General features: G+C 64.1%; 12 protein-coding genes and 1 pseudogene. 9 read left to right on the top strand and 4 right to left on the bottom strand.

Going from position 1 to position 22513, the window contains the following annotated elements; genetic code table 11:
• Positions 1–2: 2 nt before the first annotated feature.
• The 5 genes from JOE53_RS13990 to JOE53_RS13970 all read left to right on the top strand — a co-directional run bounded on the left by JOE53_RS13990 (position 3) and on the right by JOE53_RS13970 (position 12023).
• Positions 3–3188 carry a BREX-1 system adenine-specific DNA-methyltransferase PglX gene (locus JOE53_RS13990; RefSeq protein WP_204948078.1) on the top strand — a complete coding sequence of 1062 codons (3186 nt, stop codon included), beginning with the start codon at positions 3–5 and terminating at the stop codon, positions 3186–3188.
• Complete coding sequence (gene pglZ, locus JOE53_RS13985) at positions 3185–5518, top strand: BREX-1 system phosphatase PglZ type B (RefSeq protein ID WP_204948077.1); 2334 nt, start codon at positions 3185–3187, stop codon at positions 5516–5518. The genes JOE53_RS13990 and pglZ overlap by 4 nt, the downstream gene beginning before the upstream one ends.
• Positions 5515–7572 carry a protease Lon-related BREX system protein BrxL gene (gene brxL / locus JOE53_RS13980; protein WP_204948076.1) on the top strand — a complete coding sequence of 686 codons (2058 nt, stop codon included), beginning with the start codon at positions 5515–5517 and terminating at the stop codon, positions 7570–7572. The genes pglZ and brxL overlap by 4 nt, the downstream gene beginning before the upstream one ends.
• A gap of 69 nt (positions 7573–7641) precedes the next feature.
• A complete protein-coding gene (locus JOE53_RS13975; RefSeq protein ID WP_204948075.1) occupies positions 7642–10194 on the top strand; it encodes a sensor histidine kinase in 2553 nt (850 codons plus the stop codon).
• Positions 10191–12023: a hypothetical protein gene (locus JOE53_RS13970; protein ID WP_204948074.1), complete on the top strand. Its 1833-nt coding sequence runs from the start codon at positions 10191–10193 to the stop codon at positions 12021–12023. Before JOE53_RS13975 ends, JOE53_RS13970 begins: the two co-directional genes overlap by 4 nt.
• A 14-nt stretch (positions 12024–12037) precedes the next feature.
• Here the strand turns inward: JOE53_RS13970 and JOE53_RS13965 are convergent, their stop codons facing one another.
• From JOE53_RS13965 to JOE53_RS13955, 3 genes are all read right to left on the bottom strand, one after another.
• Positions 12038–13393 carry a hypothetical protein gene (locus tag JOE53_RS13965; RefSeq protein ID WP_204948073.1) on the bottom strand — a complete coding sequence of 452 codons (1356 nt, stop codon included), beginning with the start codon at positions 13391–13393 and terminating at the stop codon, positions 12038–12040.
• 107 nt (positions 13394–13500) lie between these two features.
• Positions 13501–14097: a DUF1643 domain-containing protein gene (locus JOE53_RS13960; protein WP_204948072.1), complete on the bottom strand. Its 597-nt coding sequence runs from the start codon at positions 14095–14097 to the stop codon at positions 13501–13503.
• A gap of 521 nt (positions 14098–14618) precedes the next feature.
• Entirely contained in the window at positions 14619–17702 is a 3084-nt protein-coding gene (locus JOE53_RS13955) for an AAA family ATPase (RefSeq protein WP_204948071.1), read from the bottom strand.
• A 193-nt stretch (positions 17703–17895) separates the two neighbouring features.
• On the opposite strand from JOE53_RS13955, the gene JOE53_RS13950 reads away from it, so the two are divergent.
• Complete coding sequence (locus JOE53_RS13950) at positions 17896–18453, top strand: MIT C-terminal domain-containing protein (RefSeq protein WP_204948070.1); 558 nt, start codon at positions 17896–17898, stop codon at positions 18451–18453.
• Positions 18454–19006: 553 nt separating this feature from the next.
• Here the strand turns inward: JOE53_RS13950 and JOE53_RS13945 are convergent.
• Positions 19007–20253, bottom strand: a protein-coding gene (locus tag JOE53_RS13945; RefSeq protein WP_204946851.1) for an IS3 family transposase whose coding sequence is annotated in 2 segments (ribosomal slippage) — positions 19007–19941 and positions 19941–20253 — 1248 coding nt in all. Because the reading frame shifts where the segments join, the coding sequence is not laid out codon by codon here.
• Between the two features lie 73 nt (positions 20254–20326).
• Here JOE53_RS13945 and JOE53_RS13940 point away from each other — a divergent pair.
• The 3 genes and pseudogenes from JOE53_RS13940 to JOE53_RS14880 form a co-directional block, all read left to right on the top strand.
• Positions 20327–21007 (top strand): serine/threonine protein kinase, encoded by a 681-nt coding sequence (locus JOE53_RS13940; protein ID WP_204948069.1) that lies wholly within the window; start codon positions 20327–20329, stop codon positions 21005–21007.
• Positions 21007–21831 carry a hypothetical protein gene (locus tag JOE53_RS13935; RefSeq protein ID WP_204948068.1) on the top strand — a complete coding sequence of 275 codons (825 nt, stop codon included), beginning with the start codon at positions 21007–21009 and terminating at the stop codon, positions 21829–21831. Before JOE53_RS13940 ends, JOE53_RS13935 begins: the two co-directional genes overlap by 1 nt.
• 51 nt (positions 21832–21882) lie before the next feature.
• Positions 21883–22493, top strand: a pseudogene (locus tag JOE53_RS14880) (transposase); the annotation flags it as partial.
• Positions 22494–22513: the final 20 nt, after the last annotated feature.

Here is a 22513-nt window from a genome sequence, read left to right as displayed (position 1 = left end):
CCATGACCACGGCAACGACCACGTTCCTGAACTCTGATCAGCGGCGCTTCCTCGACACCCAGACTCAACGCGCCCGTGCGGCTGCGCAGCGTGCGGCCGAGGATGCCTTGCGCGCCCTCGCGGTGGCCGAGCTGAGTCGTCCGGGCTACCTCAACGAGGAGCAGAACAAGCTTCGCCTTGCGCTCCGCGACAAGGCGCGGCAGCTCGGCGACGAGACCGCGCGCGCTGGCGCACCGCTCACCAACCTGATCCACGACGTCGCCTATGAGCAGTGGCATCGCTTGCTGTTCGCGCGCTTCCTGGAAGTCAACGGCCTGCTCCGGCACCCGGAGTACCGTGACGTCCCGTTGTCATTGGAGGACTGCGGCGATCTCGCGTCCGAGCTTGGCGAGCCGGACGCGTGGGCCGTTGCCGCGCGGTTCGCGTCTGAGATCTTGCCCGGCGTGTTCCGCCTCACCGACCCTGCGGTACAAGTCCGGTTCGCAGCCGAACACCGCAACGCGCTGGAGCGCCTACTCCTTGACATTCCTTCTGAGGTGTTCACGACGGAGGATGCGCTCGGCTGGGTATATCAGTTCTGGCAGACGGCCGAGAAGAAGCGGGTCAACGACTCGGGCGTGAAGATCGGCGGGGCCGATCTGTCTCCCGTCACACAGTTGTTCACCGAGAACTACATGGTGCGGTTCCTGCTGGAGAACTCACTTGGAGCATGGTGGGCCGCCCGCCACCCCGACTCCTCACTCGTCGACGGCTGGGAGTACCTGCGCCTGAATGAGGACGGCGCCCCGGCCGCGGGCATATTCGGTGAATGGCCCGAGCGCGCCGCCGATGTGACGGTGATGGACCCCTGCTGCGGCTCAGGCCACTTCCTCGTGGCCATGTTCGGGATGCTCTGGCGCATGCGCGCCGAGGAGGAGGGCCTTACGCCGGCAGACGCGCAGGACGCAGTCCTCCGCGATAACCTCCACGGCCTCGAACTGGACCCCCGCTGCACTCAGATCGCCACCTTCAACGTCGCGCTCGAGGCATGGAAGCAGGGTGGGTTCCGTGAGATCCCTGCTCCACAGATCGCTTGTTCTGGCGTTCCGGTGCGCGCGGCTCGCTCGGAATGGGAAGCGCTTGCGGGCGACGACGAGCAGCTTCGACAAGCGATGCGTGGCCTCCACTCGCTGTTTCGCAACGCTGACAGCCTGGGATCTCTCATCGACCCGCGTCCTGCGGATTACCGCGATGGGCTTTTTGGCCGCGATCTGACTGTTGGCGTTTCTGCGGAACGAGTGCGTAGCGTTCTCGCGACGGCCCTCCGAGAGGAGAGCCAGGACGCTACAGTTCTCGGTCATGCTGCTGACGACGTTATGCACGCAGCCGGCCTACTTGGCCGGAACTACACCCTGGTTGCGACCAACCCGCCGTATCTGAGCACACAACGGATGGACGAGGCCACGGCCGAGTTCATCGCTGATCGGTTCCCGCGTTCGAGTACAGAACTTGCGACGGCGATGCTTGAGCGGTATCTCCCCGCGGCGACGGGAACCATCGCGGCGGTCATGCCGATGAACTGGCTCTTCCTGAAGTCGTTCAGTTCACTGCGCGTGCACCTGCTCGACCACTCTGGATGGAACGTTGTTGCCCCGCTTGGGGCGGGTGCCTTCCAGACGATCACCGGCCAGGTTGTGCAGTCAGCGCTGGTGCTGCTATCCGCCCATCGTTCGCAAGACATGCTGTTCGTTGATGCCCGCCCGCCGACTTCAGTGGATGCCAAAGCGGAAGCGCTGAGGGACGGTGAGATTGACTTGGTCACATTCGCTGCTTTGCGCAAGAACCCGGGATCTGTGCTCGACGCGAGCGCGCTGGGGAAGAGCCTGCTGTCGAGCTACGCAACCAGTTGGCAAGGCCTCGTCACGATGGATACGTCGCAGTACGTGCTGCACTTCTGGGAAATCAGCGGAGACCCGTCTGTGTGGGAGCGATACGTGACTGCGCCCTCTAGGACGGGGCCTAGTACGGGAAGGCAGTACTTCCTCCGCTGGGATTCTGGGCACGGTCGGCTCCAGTCGTCGAAGGCGCACAACTACAATCCTTCGGCGGTTCTCGGAAGGCGCGGGGTACTCGTTGGTCAGTCGAGCCTTCGAGCCACTCTCTACAACGGCGAGATGTTCAATGACGCTTCGGCACCGGTAATCCCGTCCAACCCAGATGACCTGGGCGCCATCTGGCAGTATCTGCAGTCTCCTGAGTACGCTGAGGCAGTTCGTCGCGTGAACTCAAAAGTCGTGGTGAACCCGGGATACCTCATCAAGGTTCCGTTCGATCGCGCGCGTTGGCAGCAGGTCGCTGAAGAGGTGGACGCCATCGGTTCAAGCGCGACCAGCGACCCGACGCAGTGGTCGTTCCTCGGGGATCCGGTCGGCTCTGACCATCCGCTTCAAGTCGCAGTTGCGCGACTTCTTGGATACCGATGGCCAGATCAGGCAGAGGACGACTTGGAAGCCCTCGAGGATCACGACGGCATCGCGGCCATGGCCTCTCTTCCCGGCGAACCCGACCTTCCTGCGCGGCTCCGGGGACTCCTTGCAATTGCGTACGGCGCGGAGTGGTCTAGCGCGACCGAGAGAAGGCTGGTGGTCGACGCTGGCGGCAAGAACGGGCGGCTCGAGGATTGGCTCCGCGACAAGTTCTTCGCCCAGCATGTGAAGGTCTTCGACAACCGACCGTTCCTATGGCACATCTGGGACGGCCGTAAGGACGGGTTCTCGGCGATCGTCAACTATCACAAGCTTGACCGGCGGACGCTGGAGAAGCTGACCTTCACATCCCTCGGCTCCTGGATCGACCGGCAGAAGCACGAGACCCGCGCCGAAAGGCCTGGTGCAGATGCTCGTCTTGCCGCCGCTGAAGACCTCCAGCGCAGGCTCCAGCTCATCCTCGAAGGGGCACCGCCGTATGACATCTACGTACGTTGGAAGCCGGCGTCCCAGCAGCCGATCGGCTGGGAACCGGACATCGATGATGGCGTCCGCCTCAACATCCGCCCGTTCGTGACCGCCGGCGTTCTCCGGTCGAAGGTCAATGTCCACTGGAGGAAGGACCGCGGGACGAACCTCGACGGCTCAGAACGGCACAACGATTTGCACGTGACCCTTGAGGAGCGCCGCGCTGCCCGGCGCAAGGCGGAGGCTGCCGAATGACGCTCGTCCGTGCCGTCGTCGCCAAAGCGCTCCGTGACGCCGCCGCCTTCAACGCGGGCGCGAACTCCGCGCCCGCTGCCGTGCTGTGGGCCGACCCCGACCGCGCCTGGGAACCGGTGATCCGCAGCCTCCAGGAGGCGGTGCCAATCCTCGTCCTCGGTGAGTACGACCTCGCAATCGCGCAGGGCCCGGCGCTCTGGCTTCGAGCTGTGCTCGCTTCGCCAGATGCAGCAGAACTCCCGCCGCACCTTGCCGAGCCCGATGAGCGCAACCCATGGGTGATCTACCTGCCCGGGATCAGCCGAGGCTCCGTCGTCGAGGCGTCTACACTCGACGATTCGCTCGCGCCCCTCGCCGAGGTCGCGACCCGCTCCAACTGGTGGCCCTCAGCCATCGGCCAGACCCCGTGGACGCCGCACTCGTTCCTCGCATCCAAGCAGGGTGCCGGGCTCGACCTCGCCGGGGACGCCTCAACAAAAGCCGCACTCGGGGAAGTGCTCGACAAGCTGCTCCTCGAAGACGTCGATGACCTCAAACGCAAAGGGAGGCTCGACTCCGCCCGGCTGCGACACCTCGTCCTCGACGACCACGTCCGCACCCTCCTCGACTGGATCGATGATCCCGAAGCCACGCGAGCCTCGCTCACCGGCGTGCGGTGGAAGGCGCTCGTCGCGTCCTGCAAGGACACCTACGGCTTCAGCCCCGAAAAGGACGGCACACTCACCGCGGCCAGCAAGCTCGGAAGCCGCGCCGGAGAGTGGAACGCGGTATGGCAGCGATTCGCCGAGAACCCCGGGCGTTACCCGAACATCCCTGGCCTTCTAGACCAGGCGCGTCCGTCCGTCGTGCCGCTCTTCGGAGACACCGATCCCCACCCTGACTCCTGGCCCTCGTGGAATCGCGACCAGGAGGAGGCGCTGCGGAGCGCGCTTGGCGCGCTCACGACTCACCCAGACCCGCGCAGCCGGGTCGTGGAACTCGCTGCGGTGCACTCGCCACGGGAAGAGAACGTCTGGGCCGTGCTTAGGCAGGCGCCGCTCGCGCGGGCCGTCGGACACCTTGCCGAGCTCGCTGATCGTGTTGCTACCGCGTCGTCAGCGTCAGACCTCGAGGCTCAGGTCGCGTGGTACGGCAACGAAGGGCACACGGTCGACGACCTCGCATTGCGGGCTATCGCATCGGCGAAGACCGCACAGGACCGGACCGCGGTCGCCGCGGCGCTGGGAGCGCTCTACGACTCCTGGGTTGACGAGTCAGCGCGAGCATTCCAGAAGGCCGCAGTAGCTGGCTACCCCGGGAAGACGGGCCTGGACATAGCTGCGGCCACTGCCGTCGTCTACGTCGACGCGCTGCGCTTCGACCTCGCTACACGCGTGGCTCGGCGGTTGTCGCCGCTCGTCGTCGCCGTCGAGACACGACTGGCCGCATTCCCCAGCGTCACTCCAACCGGGCAGCCGGCGGTCGCTCCCGTCGCAATCACCGTAGGTGGCGGAACGGCCTTCGACGCGGCCGACGACCAGGGCCGATCTCTCAAAGGTGCGATCCTGCGCTCGGCACTCGCGAGCGCGAACGTTCAGTTCCTTGAGTGGGACGCCGCCGAGATCGGAGACCCGGCTGGGAAGGCATGGACGCAGACAAACTCGATCGACTCGCTCGGCCACTCGCACGGGCACGCTCTTGCCGACCTCGTCGACCAGCAACTCGACCTCGTGGCCGAGCGCGTGCGCGGGCTGCTCGACGCGGGCTGGCGGAGGGTCGTCATCGTCACCGATCACGGATTCCTGCTGCCTGGCCAGCCAGCGCAGAAGGTCACCCTGCCGTTGCAGGTCACGGAAGGCGACACGGCACGCAAGCCGCGTGTGGCCCGGTTGAAGGCGGCGGCGGCGCGCCCGGACTTCCCGATCTTGCCCTGGACGTGGGACTCTTCGGTCGACATGGTGAGCGCGCCGGGAACCGCGGCGTTCGAGGCCGGCCGCCTCTACGAGCACGGTGGATTGAGTCTCCAGGAGTGCGTGATTCCCGTCGTCACGGTGACGCGCGGCGATACGGCCGCAGCACCTGTGCAGATCGAGGCGGTCCGGTGGACCGGACAACGATGCCGGATCGACTACGGGCCTGCCGAGGCCGAGGTTGTCGCCGAGGTCCGGCTCCGCCCCGCCGACGCGTCGAGCACGGTCGGCGGCCCGAAGTCACCGACGGAGCCCGGCGAGGTCAAGGTCCTCGTCGATGAGGAAGTTGCCCCGAGCGGAACCGTCGCATGGGTCGTCCTGCTCGACCCGGCCGGTGCGGTTCTAGCCCAGACACAGACGACGGTGGGAGGCACCGAATGACCGACGCGATCAAACTCGACGAGATCGATGAGACCGCGGCCGCGGCATTCGAGGGCTATGTCGTTCGAAAGGACCTCGCGCAGCAGTTCAAGGGCGCGTATCCGGTCCCAACGTACGTCGGCGAGTTTCTGATCGGACGCTACTGCGCTACGACGGATCCTGAAGAGATCGAAGAGGGACTCCAGGTCGTGCGACGACTCCTTGCCGACCGCACCGTGCGGGCGGGCGAGGAGGAACTGTTCAAGTCGCGTGCTCGCGAGCGCATGACCATCAAGCTCATTGACCTCGTCAAGGCCCGCCTCGACGCGAAGTCGAACGCGTACGTCGCAGAGCTGCCGAGTCTCGGACTGAAGGACGTCCGCATTGACGACGCCGTCGTGCGCGACAACGAGCGCATGCTGACCGGGGGCTTCTACGCGGAGGTCGACCTGTTCTACGACGCCGCGATCGCGGAGGAGAACAACGGCAAGCCCTTCGCCATCGGGTCGCTGCGCCCGATCCAGCTCTCGACCCGCGACTCGCTCTCGCGATTGGCCGAAGGCCGCTCGCGGTTCACGACTGAGCAGTGGAAGCATCTCCTGCTTCGGTCGGTGGGCTTCGAGCCCACGCAGCTCAGCGAGCGCGAGCAGGATGTCCTGCTGCTGCGCATGGTCCCGTTCGTGCAACGGAACTTCAACATGGTCGAGCTCGGGCCTCGCGGTACCGGCAAGTCTCACCTGTTCCAGCAGGTCTCGCCCTACGCACACCTGATCTCTGGGGGTAAGGCCACGGTTGCACGGATGTTCGTCAACAACGCCACCGGACAGCGGGGCCTCGTTGCGCAGTACGACGTCGTGTGCTTCGACGAGGTCTCGGGTGTCTCCTTCGATCAGAAGGACGGCGTCAACATCATGAAGGGCTACATGGAGTCGGGCGAGTTCTCCCGAGGCCGTGAGTCGATCCGCGCCGACGGCTCGATCGTGCTCGTCGGCAACTTCGACGTCGACGTCGCCCACCAGCAGCGCATTGGTCACCTGCTGTCGCCGCTGCCACCGGAGATGCGCGACGACACGGCGTTCATGGACCGCATCCACGCGTACTTGCCCGGCTGGGATGTCCCTAAGCTCAACCCGACGTACTTCACCCACCACTTCGGTCTCGTCAGCGACTTCCTCTCTGAGTGCTGGTCGCGTCTGCGAGATCAGTCGCGCCTCGCGTCCATCCAGGGGCGGGTCAACTACTCCGACGCACTGTCGGGGCGTGACCTGTCGGCGGTCAACAAGACCGTCGATGGCTTGCTCAAGCTTCTGTACCCTGACGCGGAGTCCGCCATCTCCGACGAGGATCTCGAATGGGCGGTGCGCATCGCCCTCGAGTGCCGCCGCCGGGTCAAGGAGCAGCAGCGCCGCATCGGCGCGGCCGAGTTCCGCAACACTCAGTTCGGCTACCGTCTCGGCGAGGGAGTCGAGCAGTTCGTCTCGACGCCTGAGCTGGCGAGTCCTGACTCGATTGGCCTCGACCCGCTGCCACCCGGCCAGGTGTGGGCAATCTCCGAAGGTAGCGGCGATGTTGGCCCGGGGTTATATCGGATCGAGGCGGCCGATACGCCCGGCTCGGGCGCACGCGGGCTGCTCAACCAGGCCGCGCCCGCCACGCTCCGCGAGAGCTTCAAGGTCGCCGAGCAGAATCTCATCGCCCAGGCCAGACAACTCGTAGGCGATCGTGACCCCCGCGAGCACAATCTCACCGCGCAGGTCCGCGCACTCGACGCCGCCAAGACCGGCGCCGGCCTCGGCCTCCCGATCCTCCTCGCACTCGCCTCGGCCATGCTCCAACGGTCGGTTCGTGGTGGTCTCATCGCGGTCGGCAACCTGTCGTTGGGTGGCGGGATCGAGACCGTGTTGAATGCCGCAGCACTCGCTGAACACGCGATGGAGAAGGGCGCGTCGGCGCTTCTGTTGCCCGTATCTGCGCGTCGGCAACTCCTTGACGTCAGCGACGAGGTTGCCACGAAGGTCTCCTTCGTCTTCTACAGCGACGCCCAGGACGCACTCGTGAAAGCGCTCGACGAATGAGCGATGTTGTAGCTGGTTGGATCGAAGCTTCAGGCCAATTCACCACGCGTCGATCGAGAGGAGCACCCGTTGTCTGATCTTCAAAGCACCGGTCACCGCGATATCGCCGAGTTGCACTTCGAGGTGCATCCGTCCGTGCTCTTCAAGCTGGGCGAAGACCTGATCACCGACGATGCCCAGGCGCTTGTCGAGCTGATCAAGAACTCCTATGACGCCGACGCACAGACGGTTCGCGTCGAGATCGATACCGAGCACTGGTACGACCGCGTGAGTGGCGAGCAGCTTGAGACAGACATGGCATCCCCCGCGGGTGCTGTCAGGGGCAGACTCACGGTGCAAGACGATGGACACGGGATGAGCCTCGATGCGATCAAGCGGGGCTGGCTTACTGTGTCGAACAGTGAGAAGCGCGTCTTTAAGTCGAAGGGTCTCACAACGGCGCGCGACCGCACACCACTGGGGGACAAGGGTCTCGGGCGACTCGGTGTCCAGCGGTTGGGGCACCTCGTTGGGCTTACTACTGTGGCGGCTGAACCAGGCGGCCAAGCGCGTCATGAACTCATGATCGACTGGGCGTCCTTCTTTGACGCGGAGAACCTTTCCTCGGTCCTGCTCGCTGTTTCCTCAGAGCCCGCCCTCGGGGCCAGGACGGGCAGCACAGTCTCCGTGCTCGGGCTGAAGAACCGCGGCTATTGGGAGGGAACTGGGGAGCTCGACCTTCAGAAGCAGCTCGTGTCCATACTCTCCCCGTATGAGAACGCTGCCGGGCTTCGGGTGTTCATCAAGATCAACGGCGCCGAGGTGGACATGCGACGTGAAGCGCGTCGGCTGCTCGACGCTGCGCCCAACATCCTGCAGTTCAGCTTCAGGGACGGCATTCTCGAGATCGGCGCGAAGACCCAGGTCAGCGCGCTCCGTGGCCAATCGGCAGTCCAGAGCGCGACCTTCCAGCAGTTGATTTCACCGGACAACGGACACGCGTTCGCCGAATGGCTGCTATCAGAGCACGCATCGCGCGCGAAAGCTGTGGGTGCGGAACTGGGCGACGACAAGTACTTCCTGCGATTTCAACGGAAGTTGGCCTTCGATGACGCGGTGGATCCAAGGTTCAACGCGGGCGATCCAGGGCCCTTCAGCGGGGAGCTAAGCTCCTTCACCTACGGGAGGGCGGAAGACTCCGCGCTGGACAGCGCCAGTGAGTTGCGCGACTTTGCCCGGAGCGTCGCCGGTATCCGGGTGTTCCGGGACGGGTTCGGGATCCGCCTGGACGACGACTGGCTTGGTCTGTCGGCTCAACAGACCACTGCAACGTCGTTCTATGGACTCCGGCCACTCAACACGGCCGGCTTCGTCAACCTCTCTGCGCGGGACAACGCGGCCCTCGAGGAGACCTCCAGCCGTGAGGCTTTTCGCGACACACCCGCTTGGCGCGGTTTCTTCCAACTCATGATCCAGGTAGTCAAGTTCGCCCGCGAGACCCAGGAACTCGTCCGTCGAAACTGGACTATCTACGCGCGTGAACACACGACGCCCTCTGAGCTCAGTGATACCGCGACTCCGAGTGACATCGGTGGACACATCGTGGCTCGCGCCTCGGAAGCCCTGAAGTCGCGATCACGTGCGCAGAGTGCGCGGCGCACTCTCAACTCCTTGGATCGCATTGTCGAGGATCTGAGCACGTCGGCACAGGACTCGGCACTGTCGATGTGGACGGATCCGAAGCTCAGGGAGGCGGTCGACAAGGCGGCCTCCCAGATCAGCGACGCTCAGTCCCAACTTGTCAGCGCGCTCGGCGAAGTTGACTCCATCCTCGGAGTGCTCGACGATCTTCGGGGCGCCGCCGCTCTGTTGGAGGAGAAGCTCACCCTCGCCGAAGAGCGAATCTCCAACGCATGGGAGTCGGTGGCACTGGGGCTTAGCGCTGAGATCCTCGCGCACGAGGTCGATCAGATCTCAGACAGGCTCCGTGGAAGGAGCCACCAGATCCTGGACTACTTGCGAAAGCAGCAACCGATCGACACTCGAACTGTCGCCTACGTCGAGCATGTCCGCGCATCTTCTGCGGAACTCACCAGGCAGGTTGCTCGCCTCAACCCCGCACTTCGATTCCGGCGAGAAACGCGGTCGACCCACCTTGTGAGCGAACTGATCCTCAGTGCTGCTGAGTTCCACGGTCCGCGGCTGAAAGCCGCGCGAATCAATCTCGCCATGGAGACTGTGCAGGACTTCAGAATCCGTGTGAACGAGGGCAAGTTCATGCAGGTAATCGACAACCTGATCCGAAACAGTGAGTACTGGGTGACGAGGCACCTGCTCCAGAAGCACATCGAGACGGGCGAGATCACGGTCACCATTGATTCACCGCGCGTGATCGTCAGCGACAACGGACCAGGCGTTCAACCGTCTGTCGAGGACACACTCTTCGAACCGTTCATCACCATGAAACCTATGACTGAGGGGCGCGGTCTGGGACTGTTCGTAGTTTCCCAGCTTCTCGACTCCGAAGGAGGCTCGATCGCACTGGGCGAGCACCGAAACAAGGGCGGGCGGCCCGACACGTTCGAAGTGGACCTACGGGGCTTGCTCGAAGGAGATGCCAACCCAGCGGGGAGCGCGGAATGACCGACGACGTACTCGCCGAGTTGTCCGCCACCTTGCCAACGGATTCGGCGCCGGACGACCTCGCGACCGCGAAGGAACGCATCGGCATGGTTCTCGGCGCACTTGGCATCGAGGCGGTGATCTCGGTCGACGACGCCCATTTCATCGGTGGAACTGGTAGCGCTCAGGAAGTCACCGAGGCAATGGCCGGTGTTCCCGCCCTGCTAACAGCGGCAGCGGACCTGCTGGGCACTACCGGGGTTCGAGGGTTTACACAGATCGACGAAGAAGATCCGAACGCGGTCGCGGACTTCGTGAACCAGCAGTGGGGCGGGTTCCCTACTGAGGTGCAGGAACAGTTACTCGCGCTCACCAGGACCGCCGCGCAAGATGACACCGATGCGGTCGAGCAGGGGCAGATTGCTGATGATCTCCAGGCTCACCTTGTTCTGCAACAGCTGTTCGACGGGAGCGTCGATTATCTGCCGATGTCACTCAATGAATGGACAGCGGGCTGGCGCGATCGTCTGGCGGACGGACGCCGCTATCTGGTGCTCATCGACCGAACCTTCACCCGCGAACGGGAAGGAGCAGATGACCTCGGAGAGGCGCTCCTTGCCGAACTCCTCGATGACGGCCGAGACAACGTTTGGGCCGGTCTGTTAACTCGTCATGCCGCTGACGAACAGGCCGAGCGGACGCTTACAGATCAACTGCGCGGCAGATACACGGCACACGCGCACAAGATCGCCGCGATCGGCAAGTTTCGTGCTCGCGCCGTGTCACTCCTTCCCGCCGGGCTTCGGGCGCTCCTTCTGGTTCAGGAACTGGACGCCTACCGCAAGCTCACCCTCGACGCACTTCAGGAGGCAGCCGACACAGCGAGGAAGAAGTTCACTGATCTCAGCGACTACGCGATCGTTGAGGCTTTCGCCGCTGCGCAGCATGAAGGCACTTTCGAACTTGACCAGGCCGTGCGGCTGGCGCAGAAGGTCCACTCCAGAACAATCGTCGAACGGCTCCGTGACCATGCCTTCGCCTCGCAGCCCCTTGCCGCCCTGCAGGGCACATCGATCGGCGCCTTTCAGAACGCAGAGCGTGATCAGGCCGAGATCAGGGCCCTGCTGCGCGAGGACGTCTTCGAACCGATCGACCGCGTGAACCAGCTCGGCCTGCCGATCGAGGTCGGTGACATCTTCGAGTTCAAACCCCTCAAGGGAAGCGCGCAGCCCAGGTACTACATCTTGCTCGGCCAATCTTGCGACCTATCTGTGCGCGGCGAGGGTAAGCGGGCGCCGGAGCTCAGATCAGTGACGCTCTCAGCCCTCACCCGACTCGCTGCCGGAACGGGAGGCACGCCCACCAAGCATGAGCTTGGGTTTCTGGAGCCTGACTCGGACCGGTCTTGGGCAGTCGACCTCCGGGCTGGCACAGACATCGTCGTGGCTATCGCTATCCTCGACGCCACCGTCTTCAATAGCAACGGCGAAAGCCTCCTCTCGCTGAGTTACAACGAGACACGCCCGATGGCGCACAGCTGGCTGAGGCGGCTCGAAGTCCTTCAGGGACGAGCGTCGAAGACGATCGACAAATTCAAAGAGATCTCCGACGACGTCACGGGTGTCACCCGGCGAAATGAGATCCTGAAGGCGCTTGCAGCACAACTCAGCGACGGCGTCACAGATCACAAGACTGGCGCCACAGTGGAGATCGACACCGCGAACATGCACATCCGCTATGGGGTTCGGCGCAGTGCTCGCATACGGACGGAGATTGCGCTTCGCGTCTCGGACGTCGCAACCCATTACCGCGGCCGGCCCGCCTTCGACGCCAGCTTCGTTAGGCCATAGGTCTCTTCCGGGACTTAGCGGGTCCGGATCGAGATCAGGATGTGCTCCGCGCTCATGGTCTTGCCACTCTGATTCATTGCTGCCATGCGCTTGCGCTTCTGCGGCAGGACCCGGTCGATGACAAGCACGGTCTCGTGCCCATGTAGTGCCAAGAACTCTTCGGTGATGCGGACAAGCGGTACCGCGTGCCCGCCCACACGTCGCTCCCCCAGTGTCCAGAAGCTGAATCCTCCGACCTTGAGCGGACGCGTCGCCCGCCGGAGTGCGACTTCGTAATCCTTCGAGAACGACAGCACCTTCTTCAACAGGTCTGGCCGGTGCTCGATGTGTGTCAGGAACTCCGCAAGCGACGCCGACTTTCCCTTGATGCTGTCGCGACTGCTGAGCGCACCGACCAAGGAACCACCGAGACTTAGCGTGTCGATCCGGGCCGTCGAAGAGAGTAGCTCCGGGTCGAACGCGCCCACGAGATCCTCTGAAGGGATCCAGCGGAGTGGAAGGTAGCTGTGCTGTCCGTAGGTCACGGTTGTGTCGTTGTCGCCGTAAGGCGGCGATGACATGATCGCGTCCGTCGAGGCGGGACCGATGATGTCGTTCAAGATCGACGAACGCTGGATCTCGACCGTTGGGTTAGCGATCGCCCCGTCGGTGTCTCTGGCTCGAACTCGTTCCCAGTGGTCCCCGGCACGCTTCGCGTTCGCCAAGCCGATTGTCTGGAACATGGTGATCGCCTGCGGCTTGCGGGTGGCGAGAACTTCCGGCGAGTAGGCGTGGAGCTTCACCGTGGAAGTTCGCGAATTCGACACCAGTCGGATGGTTTCCGCCATACACACCCAGAGGAAGCGTCGAAGCTCCCGATCTGAGACACTCTGGATCGCGACTCGCAACTGGGAGAGTTCCTTGCGAACTTCCGGTTGAAACCACTTGTCCACGTTCGGGAACGAGTAGTTGTCCGCCACCGTAGTGCGCGCACGCGAGACCACGGTGGTCACCGATGACTTGGCGTCCTCTTCGTGCGGCGGGCTGGACTTGACGGTGCTCAGCAGTGCAGCCATCGGGTTGATATCGACACCGTGGAAATCAAGGCCTCGGTATATCGACTCGAGCAGCACCGTTCCGGAGCCCATGAAGGGATCGTAGACGTGACGCACGGTGGGATCCGCGGCCAGGAGATCGTCGAGGAGGGCCCCTTGAAGTTCCGGGACCATCATCGCTGGGTACTGGAAAAACGCGTGGCTCCCGCCGCGCCGCGGAGAGTCGGTGAAATCCCAGTAGCCTGGGCTTTCTGATTCGCGCGCCCTGATGAGCGCCGCGAGACGCTCACGAGCGGACGTCGTAGAAGTCGCGGGAGCCTCGGCGGCCGAACTCATCCCGGCCCCCTTCCGTGGCTCGTTACCTCAGCATAGTTACCACTTGCTTCCGACGCTGAGCCGCACCACCTGGCGCTGCTCGATCCCTTCGACGGACCGAACAGACCTCAAGCCCAATCACAGTCGTCGAGCGGCACGGCACGGAGCACTTGATGCAACCGCTCCTCAAACGTCCCACCGGCTGTGCGCCCGTGGGCGTCGCTGACGTACTGATGCCAACGGGATGGGTGCCGCGGCCGATCGCCGACCTGCCACACAGCCACATGCCCACTCCTGCGCAGCTCTTCATGCAGCCACCGAAGCTGCGCCCGTAGCTGCGGACCCGATTCGCGGGAAGATGGGATGAGCCCGAAACCGACGAGCACCGCGTCGGCCTCGTACACGGCCTCCGTCAGCTCGCGTCGAGCGTCCTGCCAGCCCTCGGGCACCTTGCCGAGCAGCGCGATGTCGCGCGAGCTAGCGCTGGGCCACGCGAACAGGTTCGCGATTCGCGCACTCTTGAATCCAAGAACGTCGCGCGCCAGCGCTACCCGCTTCTCCGACCGGCCGCTTGGCTCGAACCGAGGGTTTGCCAGGATCGCAACCAACTGCTCCCGAGCGAAGTGGGTGGTTTCGCGCCGTGGGGGTCGTGTCATGATCTCCTCGGCTAAGACTGGACGGCAACCCACGATATCGCGACGGACGATGCGGGCAGAGCCGGGCATCGGTGACTAGCTTTGAGGAGAAGCTGTGAGAGTCGACAACCAGCTCCTGGCTCAGTGAGCCAAGAATCTCGGATCTCCGGTCGCCGTGTCCATGAAGATCGGGCACGAGGCCGAGCCGTGTGGCCCGCGTCAAGCAGGTCACACTCCTGAACGCGAGGTAGCAACCGCAGCGCGCCGGTCGAAGAGCATCGAAGCGGCTCGCTCCACAATTACTTTCGCGGAGTCGAGTAGAACGTCGCGGGCGCCGATCTGCGCAGCAAACTGGCCAACGGCCGCCCGCGCAGCGGGCGACTCGGCCACTGCAATTGCCCCCAACCCCAATCCCGCGCAAGTGAGTGCAACTGCGATCTTTCCGGTGCTCGACATAGTGAATCCCCATCTCTTGACTGTCTCGGGCGATCGATTCGCCCGACAACTCAAGTGAACTCGACGGGCTCCCGGCATCCAGGGCGCGTTCCGGGACGAACCCGGTTGATTCCCGGCGAGCCTGGTCGGGTTCCGGTCAGAGACGAGGCTTCACGTTACTCGGCACCCGCGTGCACGAGCGTCACGTCGACTGCCTGATCTCGTCCGTCGTCGCGTAAAGAGTGGTCGAATTCGATCATGGACCCGACCTTCAGATCACCGAGTCTCAGAGGGGGGCGTAGGAAGCTTGAGTGGAAGAAGATGTTATTTGGGAAGTCGGGGTGAGACGCAAACCCGAACTTTTCATTCAGCGTGACGACGGTGCCTCTAAGGGCGGCCGCGCGCGGGGCGGCTTCCTTGGGTGCATGGGATGGAGCGATGCAGGCTCGGTCTTCTGCCGACAACGTTGACAAAGCGCGGTCGACGTAGGTCCACGACTCCGACTGCGGAAGGTAGGGATCCTCCAGCACGGGCTTGAGTACGTCTGCCACCTGGTGTCGCTCCTCTGCACTTAGTTCCTTCGCCGCGACGGCGGCCTCAATGGTCGCAACCGCAGCCTCCGCAACAGAGCGCATGAGTTTGCTGTCGGTGGGGTCGGCGACATGGTCGACCACGCCTGACCGCACCGCCGCAATTGCGTGCTCGAGAGCATCCCTCGCACGCCCGGCTTTCAGATCGGCTTCGCTCCACTGCCGGTAGCACTCGACAAGCGAGGTTGCGGCGATCCTCCGGAACTTCGGCGATAGATCCTGCGTACGAGCCCATTCGATCAGGTTCAGAGCGTCCTGAAAGCGATGGTCCCAGGTGTAATACGTGCCCAGTTGCGTTGCTGACTCGTAGCGCTTGAAGAACGTATGCGCGACTTCCGCCCAATGGATTGCCTGGGGAAGGTCACGATCAGCGCGTCCAAGATGAACCGAGTAGAAGTACCCCACCCAGGCTCGCTCCTCTTCAGTCGCGCAGTTCGTGAGTGCTGCTTCGAAGTGCCGCGTGGCTCTTGCCGCCTGCCTATGGATGCTCGCGAAGTACGCCTCAATTCGGTCGACCTCAAAGTAGTCCGGTGACAGAGAACGGGCACGGGCAATGGTGGCGGCCGCATCGGCCCGAAGGCCAGACTTCTGTTCGCGCAGCGCGCGTCGCAGTAGATGGACCACGGGGGCGTCTCGCTCTGAGCGCTCCCGCACGTGATCCGTGTCGAAGAATCGCTCGCGACCCTCGATACGGGCCAACTGACGCTCGGCCCGATAGGCAGCCTCCCGCTGCAGCGCATCGTCGACCCACGCGCTGGCTGTATCCGCCGGCAGGAAAGCTCTCGCGGTGGAGGACAGCACGATGTGCCACACCTCGTCGACATCAGATGACTGAACCTGCGCGAGCAGTGATCCCTGTCGCAGATTCTGGACGCTGCGGCGCAGCGAATCGAAATCCGTCTCGGTGAGGATCTCGAGCTCTTCGAACGACACCGGACGATCGAGCCCCCGGATGACCGCGAGTAGGCGCTTCTCCGCTTCCGGCAACGTCTCGACGACATTTCCGACGCAGAATCGAAGCAGATCCTCTTGGTGCTGAAGCGTGAAATCGGGTGCAGCGCCGGATTCGACACTGAGGATATACCAGCGGATGGCCAGCGGCGAGTAGCGAAGGCGAGCGACGATTTCACGGAGTCCTTCGTCGCTCGGATCCAGCCGTGCCGACCGTGGGCGGGTGCTGGCGAAGCGCCGGAACAACAGCACTGCGCTGTCTGCGTCGAGCGGGCCGACTCGTTCGTCATCGATAGAGCCGAGTCCGACACCCACCCTGCTCGTGAACAGATAGGACACGGAACGCGGGAGAGCACCGACGAGGTTGCGCGGCTCCTGTCCCTGGGCTGTCTCGAGATTGTCGATGACCAGCAGTGCAGGGCGGCCGCCGAGGAGTCTCGCTAACTCGTTCGCGCTGCCGAGGAACGTGGGATCGATCGCCTCGCCGATCGCCTGAGCGACGCCATCCATGTCCCGGACTGCGCCGACGAGATCGGAGACTCCGGAAGCCGTGAGCTGCTCAGTCTTGAGCGACGTCCAGAGGATGATCTCGAACGGAGAATCGGGGTCGTCGACGAGGCGGTAGCAGGCCTCGAGCGCCAACGCGCTCTTGCCGATGCCACCTTCGCCGATCAGCGTCACCATTCCGGAGCGGCTCGTCTTGATCTTGTGAACGATGTCATCCAGCTGCTGCTCGCGCCCGAGCAGGCCGGTTTCGTCGAAGTCTGCAGAGGGGAGGTTGTGAAGGATCCGCTCGACCTGTCCCGAGCCCATTCTGGGCCGGGGCTGCCAGCCGGCATCAGAGGACAGCTGGCGGAGTGCGGCCTCGGTCTGCGCAAAGGCGCTGGATGTGAACCGCCGTGTGAACTGCTCCACGATCTCGAGATCATCGAACTGAAGTGGGCGGCCTCGCATGACGCGGTTGCGAATCGGCAAGAACCGGTCCCGCGCCGGACGCTCGCGTTGAAGCTCGCGGGCGACCTCGTCTGGCAAGGTCGCCGGCAGGTCGAGCAGATAGTCGTATGCCTCCTGCAGCGTCAGGTAAGCGGTCAGGCTGCGATACCCCCCCGTATCATCGCGGGTTCTACGCGCGGCCAGATCATCGAGCGCGGGGCCGAACACTTCGAACTCACTCAGATCGTTCAGCAGATACCGATCGATCGCCTGTCGCAGATCTTGCTCAAACGAGTCGACCGCGAAGTAGGCCCGAGCGCTTGACGTGATGATCCGGTCTGCCGGGGATTCTTCCCGTCCAGTGGATGCTTCGTCGAGCGGCTGCACCGCAACGTTGTCGCCGCGCGGATCGGGCTGCACCACTGCGATGATCGCTTTCGCGAGCTCGCGGAAGGCGTTCTCCTCAAGACCATTCTTCCGGACCGTCTCCGCGTAGCTGTTGTGGTGGTTGGCGAATCGTTCGCGACGCTCCTTCGACGTGTCACGCCTGTCATCCATGTTCAGGGCGATTCGGATGCCCTGCGCCCAGTGCGCCTCGCCGAGTGCCAGGGCGTCCTCCAGGAGCTCCTTCAGGTAGTTCCGGCGGTTGGCGTCATCGAGATCTGGTCTATAGAGGGCGAGAGCGGCCCGCAGGCTCGGAACCTTGTCTAGGGAAGTGGTGACGATCTTCGGCATGCCGCGAAGCCGAACCTCGCGAATGTCGTGGATGAGCGCGTCGACGTCCAATCAGTTCCTCCCACTCGCACGTCGGCTTCGTCGCCGACCGCTCCAGTCTGCCAGCCGGCACCGCATGCCCAGGTATCGACCGGGTGGCCCGAAGACTGCCCGGGTTCAGACCGGATCGCGCCCCGATCTGGCGACGTGCGCCGTGTTGTCTTGAGACATCGCCCAGGACGGGCCTCAACAGTAGGAGAACACCATGGCCATCCTTCTTCAGTCCTCGACATTGCTCCCACGTCGATCCGCTGGCGCACGGTTTTCGGCCGTGCCTCTCACGATCGGCATCGCGCTACTGCCGGCTCTCGTCAGGTTCGTTCGCACCGCCCGTGCCGTCGAGTCTTCGGATCTGCCGGCACCCGAACAGCAGGCCGCGCTCTTCGAGGGCACGCGGTGGTTCGAGGCGGGAGAGACGCACGTCACTTACCGAGGCGTCCTCGGCGAGCACCTTCAGGACGAGGACCAGATCACGATCGTCGACCCGCACGTGAAGTCGTTCCGTCAGATCCGCATGCTCGGCGAGCTGCTCGAGAGCCTCGCCCGTCCCGACGGCACCGAGGTTCACGTCCGCCTCGTGACAGGGCGGCCGTCGAATGGTCTCGAGTGGGAGATCGGTCAGGCCACGGCCTTGATGACGGTCAAGGAGGCCGCTGCGGAACGCGGTGTCCACCTCACCGTCGACTTCGCCGAGACGAATCATGATCGTTGGATCACGACGCCGCGCTGGACGATCATCCTCGGCAAGGGCATCGACTTCTAGGCTGCGCACACCTGCGGGAGCCGGCCAGAGCAGGATCGGATCATCGGGCAGAAGTTCGCTGTGACCTACATCCGCAACAATTGACGGTCCTTCAAGACGCTGTCGCGTCGGTGGACGGCCATCCCCGCATGGCTGGCGTAGGAATCTGCCATCTCGGGTGGAATCTCGAGATCGATTCCACTGCCAGAAGCCGTGGAATCCCGGCATCCTCCGCCATCTCGAACGGGAACCGACATTAGTGAAGGTTCTCGAGTGAGTTGACGGATTCTCAGGAGCGGTGTCGTGCACATGTCGGATACGACAGATGTGTGAGAACGACAGGTTTGACTGGCGAAGCGAAGGGTCTGAGTGACACGTGGGTCTGACTGAGTTGATGGCGGCCGTAGAGAGTGCGCTTGGCTTGAGCAGGGTGCAACCGATCGGATCCGGAGGGCAGAAGATCGTCGCTACTGCCGACTTCGGTGGACACCCCGCGATCGTGAAGATCGTGTTGATCCCTCCGGGACCGAACGGTGGGCCTTGACCCCGGATCGTGGACACGGTGTCATTTCGGTTATGCCGCTTCCGTGAGGGTAGCTGATCTCGCGGCCGCGTAGGTGTTCTCGTAGCTGTTCGGGGTGATCTGGCCGATCGCGGAGTGGCGTCGGCGCGTGTTGTATCGGTTCGTCCACCGGAACACGGCCCGGTAGGCGGTGGCTTGATCGGGGAACGCCGACGCGCCTTGGAGGAGCTCGCGTTTGAGCGCGGCGTTGAAGCTCTCGGCCAGCGAGTTGTCGGCGCTCGTGCCCACCGCGCCCATGGACTGGGTCACCTTGAGCTGCTCGCAGAGTGCTGCGTAGGCTTTCGACGCGTAGACCGAGCCGTGGTCGCTGTGGAACACTGCGCCGGCCAGCGATCCGCGGTCGCGGTGCGCGCCGCGGAGAGCGCCTTCGACGAGTTCGGTGCGCATGTGGTCGGCGACCTGCCAGCCGGCGAGCTTGCGCGACCCGAGGTCGATGCAGGTCGCCAGATACAGGTTGCTGCCGTCCGCGATGGGGAGGTAGGTGATATCGCCGACATACCTGCGGTTCGGCTCCCCGGTGCTGAAGTCCCGCCCGACCAGGTCGGGGAACTTCCGTCCGGACTGGTCCGGGATCGTGGTCTTCACCCGGCGGCGCAGTCGGATCCCCGCGAGCGCGTGTTCCCGCATCACCCGAGCGACCCGCTTATGATTCACCCGCCCGGCGGCGGGGACGCCGTCGTTGAGGTCGGCAGTGATCCTCGGTGCCCCGTAGGCGCGGTCACCACCCTGCGCGGGGTCCTGCAGCACCCGGATCCGTGCCGCCAACCGGGCGTCGTCCGCGGCTCGCGCGGCCCGTCCCGGGGCTGCGGCCAGCCACGCGTAGAACGAGGACCGGGCGATCTCGATGACCTCACACAACCGCTTCACGCCGTAGGCGTCCTTGTGGTCCTCGACGAACTGGAAGCGGTTCACCAGTTCGTCTCCGCAGCGAAATACTTCGCCGCCTGACGGAGGATGTCCCGCTCCGTCTCGAGCTTGACCTGCTCCGCTCTCGAGACCGCTAACTCGGCTTCCAACCGGATGATCCTCGCCGCCTGCGACTCCGACCGCACCGACACCGGCGGCGACACCGAACCGGCCGCAGCGGTCCCGGATCCGAGCTTGTCGACCCATTCCTTCAACGCACCACGGGAGATCCCCAAATCGGCCGCGATCGCTTTCAGCGTCGCGCCCGGCGTGGACTCGTACAAATCCACCGCACGCTGCCGGAACTCGTCCGTGTAGTTCTTCCTTGCCATCCCTCAGATTCTCGCTTCCCCAGCATCGTGCTGGAATCAGCGTGTCCAAGATCAGGGGTCAAGCCCCGGTGTCATGGCGCTCGAGCGAGCTCACCGTGAGGTTGAACTGCTCGCTGCCGTCGAATCCGATGCCGTCGTCAAAGTGTTGACCGACGCTGTCGAAATCGGGGACGCTCCGGATGCGGTCTGCTGGGTAGAGGAACTGCTCGAAGGCGATGACCTTGAGAACCATCTCGCATCCAAGTGGGATGAGGACGCGGTGTGGATGCTGGCGGAAGATCTCGCGACCGCACTCGCAGCGTGTCACGAGCAAGAGGTAGTTCATCGGGACCTGTCGCCGCGCAACATTCGACGGCTCCCCAACGGCCGATACGTCGTCATGGATCCGGGCCTTGCACGGCACCTCGCACGGGCTGCGATTACCGGCTACATGCAACCGGGAAGCCTCGGGTGGATGTCTCCCGAACATGTGCCGGGTGGTCGCGCCATCCCGGCAAGCGATGTCTTTTCAATTGGGGTTCTGCTGTTCTGTGCGCTGACGGCTGAGCTGCCGGTGCCGTACGCCTACGACGACCCCGACTACTTCCGGCGCCTTGCGCACGATCAGGCTCCGTCGGTGCGAACTCTCCGACCGGATATCTCGGATGCACTCGTCCGACTCGTTGACCGCTGCTTGGACCGCCAGGCGGCAAGGCGTTTTCTCGATGGGGAAGAACTGCTCACAGAGATTCGCGCGACTCGGGGAGGCAACTGATGGCTGGTGTACTGATCCACGATGGTCGTCGAATCGGTCACCGGTCGTGGACGGTGTCCGCCGTAGATCAGGGATTCGCTGCGGGTGCCGTGCTCACACCGTTCTCAACTCCTCGCATCTCGCAGCCGCGACACCCGAACGCGCGCGAGGTCGCTGATGATGTGCGGAGCGTTGGCGGAGAGGTGCTGTTCGATGTGATGACGCATGCGAGGCAGCTGCCAACGACGAACAAGACTGACTTTTACGACGAATGGGAGCTTTGGGGGAACTCCGGGCGTGGATTGGCCACTCCCGCGATGAGACTCGAGCACGTTGAACGCGTCTTTCGATACCAGGGTTCGCTGGGCGTTCCGCTGCTGACGCCGACCCTCGCGCTCACCTCGCCGACATCACCTGAAGCGAATCATGTTCTGGAGACCGCGAGCCTGGCTCGCGGTTTGGATGCTGGGGCGTGGCAGTCGCTCGCAGGCACACACAGCTTTTGGGCCTCAGGGCCAGAGCTTGATGCGTTCGTCGGCACACTTGCCGGACTGCGCGCGCCTGCGTGGGTGCTTACCCTCACGAACCTCGTTGTGACCGACGGTGTGCCCGATTTCGGCAACTCCGAAGCGCACCTCGGTTTCGTGCGGACGGTGCACTCGCTCTCCCTTCGCTCGCGGGTGATTATCGCCCACGCGGACTATATGGGGCTGCCCGCCGTTGCAGCGGGGGCCGACACGGTCGGCAGTGGATGGGATCGCGGACAGAGATTCTTCGATCCGTTGAGCTTCCGCTTCGATTCAAATCCTGGGCCGCGCATTCCTGCCTCGGGGCTTGACCCCTGATCTTGGACACGCTGATTCCAGCACGATGCTGGGGAAGCGAGAATCTGAGGGATGGCAAGGAAGAACTACACGGACGAGTTCCGGCAGCGTGCGGTGGATTTGTACGAGTCCACGCCGGGCGCGACGCTGAAAGCGATCGCGGCCGATTTGGGGATCTCCCGTGGTGCGTTGAAGGAATGGGTCGACAAGCTCGGATCCGGGACCGCTGCGGCCGGTTCGGTGTCGCCGCCGGTGTCGGTGCGGTCGGAGTCGCAGGCGGCGAGGATCATCCGGTTGGAAGCCGAGTTAGCGGTCTCGAGAGCGGAGCAGGTCAAGCTCGAGACGGAGCGGGACATCCTCCGTCAGGCGGCGAAGTATTTCGCTGCGGAGACGAACTGGTGAACCGCTTCCAGTTCGTCGAGGACCACAAGGACGCCTACGGCGTGAAGCGGTTGTGTGAGGTCATCGAGATCGCCCGGTCCTCGTTCTACGCGTGGCTGGCCGCAGCCCCGGGACGGGCCGCGCGAGCCGCGGACGACGCCCGGTTGGCGGCACGGATCCGGGTGCTGCAGGACCCCGCGCAGGGTGGTGACCGCGCCTACGGGGCACCGAGGATCACTGCCGACCTCAACGACGGCGTCCCCGCCGCCGGGCGGGTGAATCATAAGCGGGTCGCTCGGGTGGGGCTTGACCCCTGATCTTG

The sequence above is a fragment of the Microbacterium laevaniformans genome (assembly GCF_016907555.1).
Lineage (GTDB): Bacteria > Actinomycetota > Actinomycetes > Actinomycetales > Microbacteriaceae > Microbacterium > Microbacterium laevaniformans.
The sequence above is the reverse complement of the archived record's forward strand: the minus strand, read 5'-3'. Positions and strand labels throughout refer to the sequence as shown.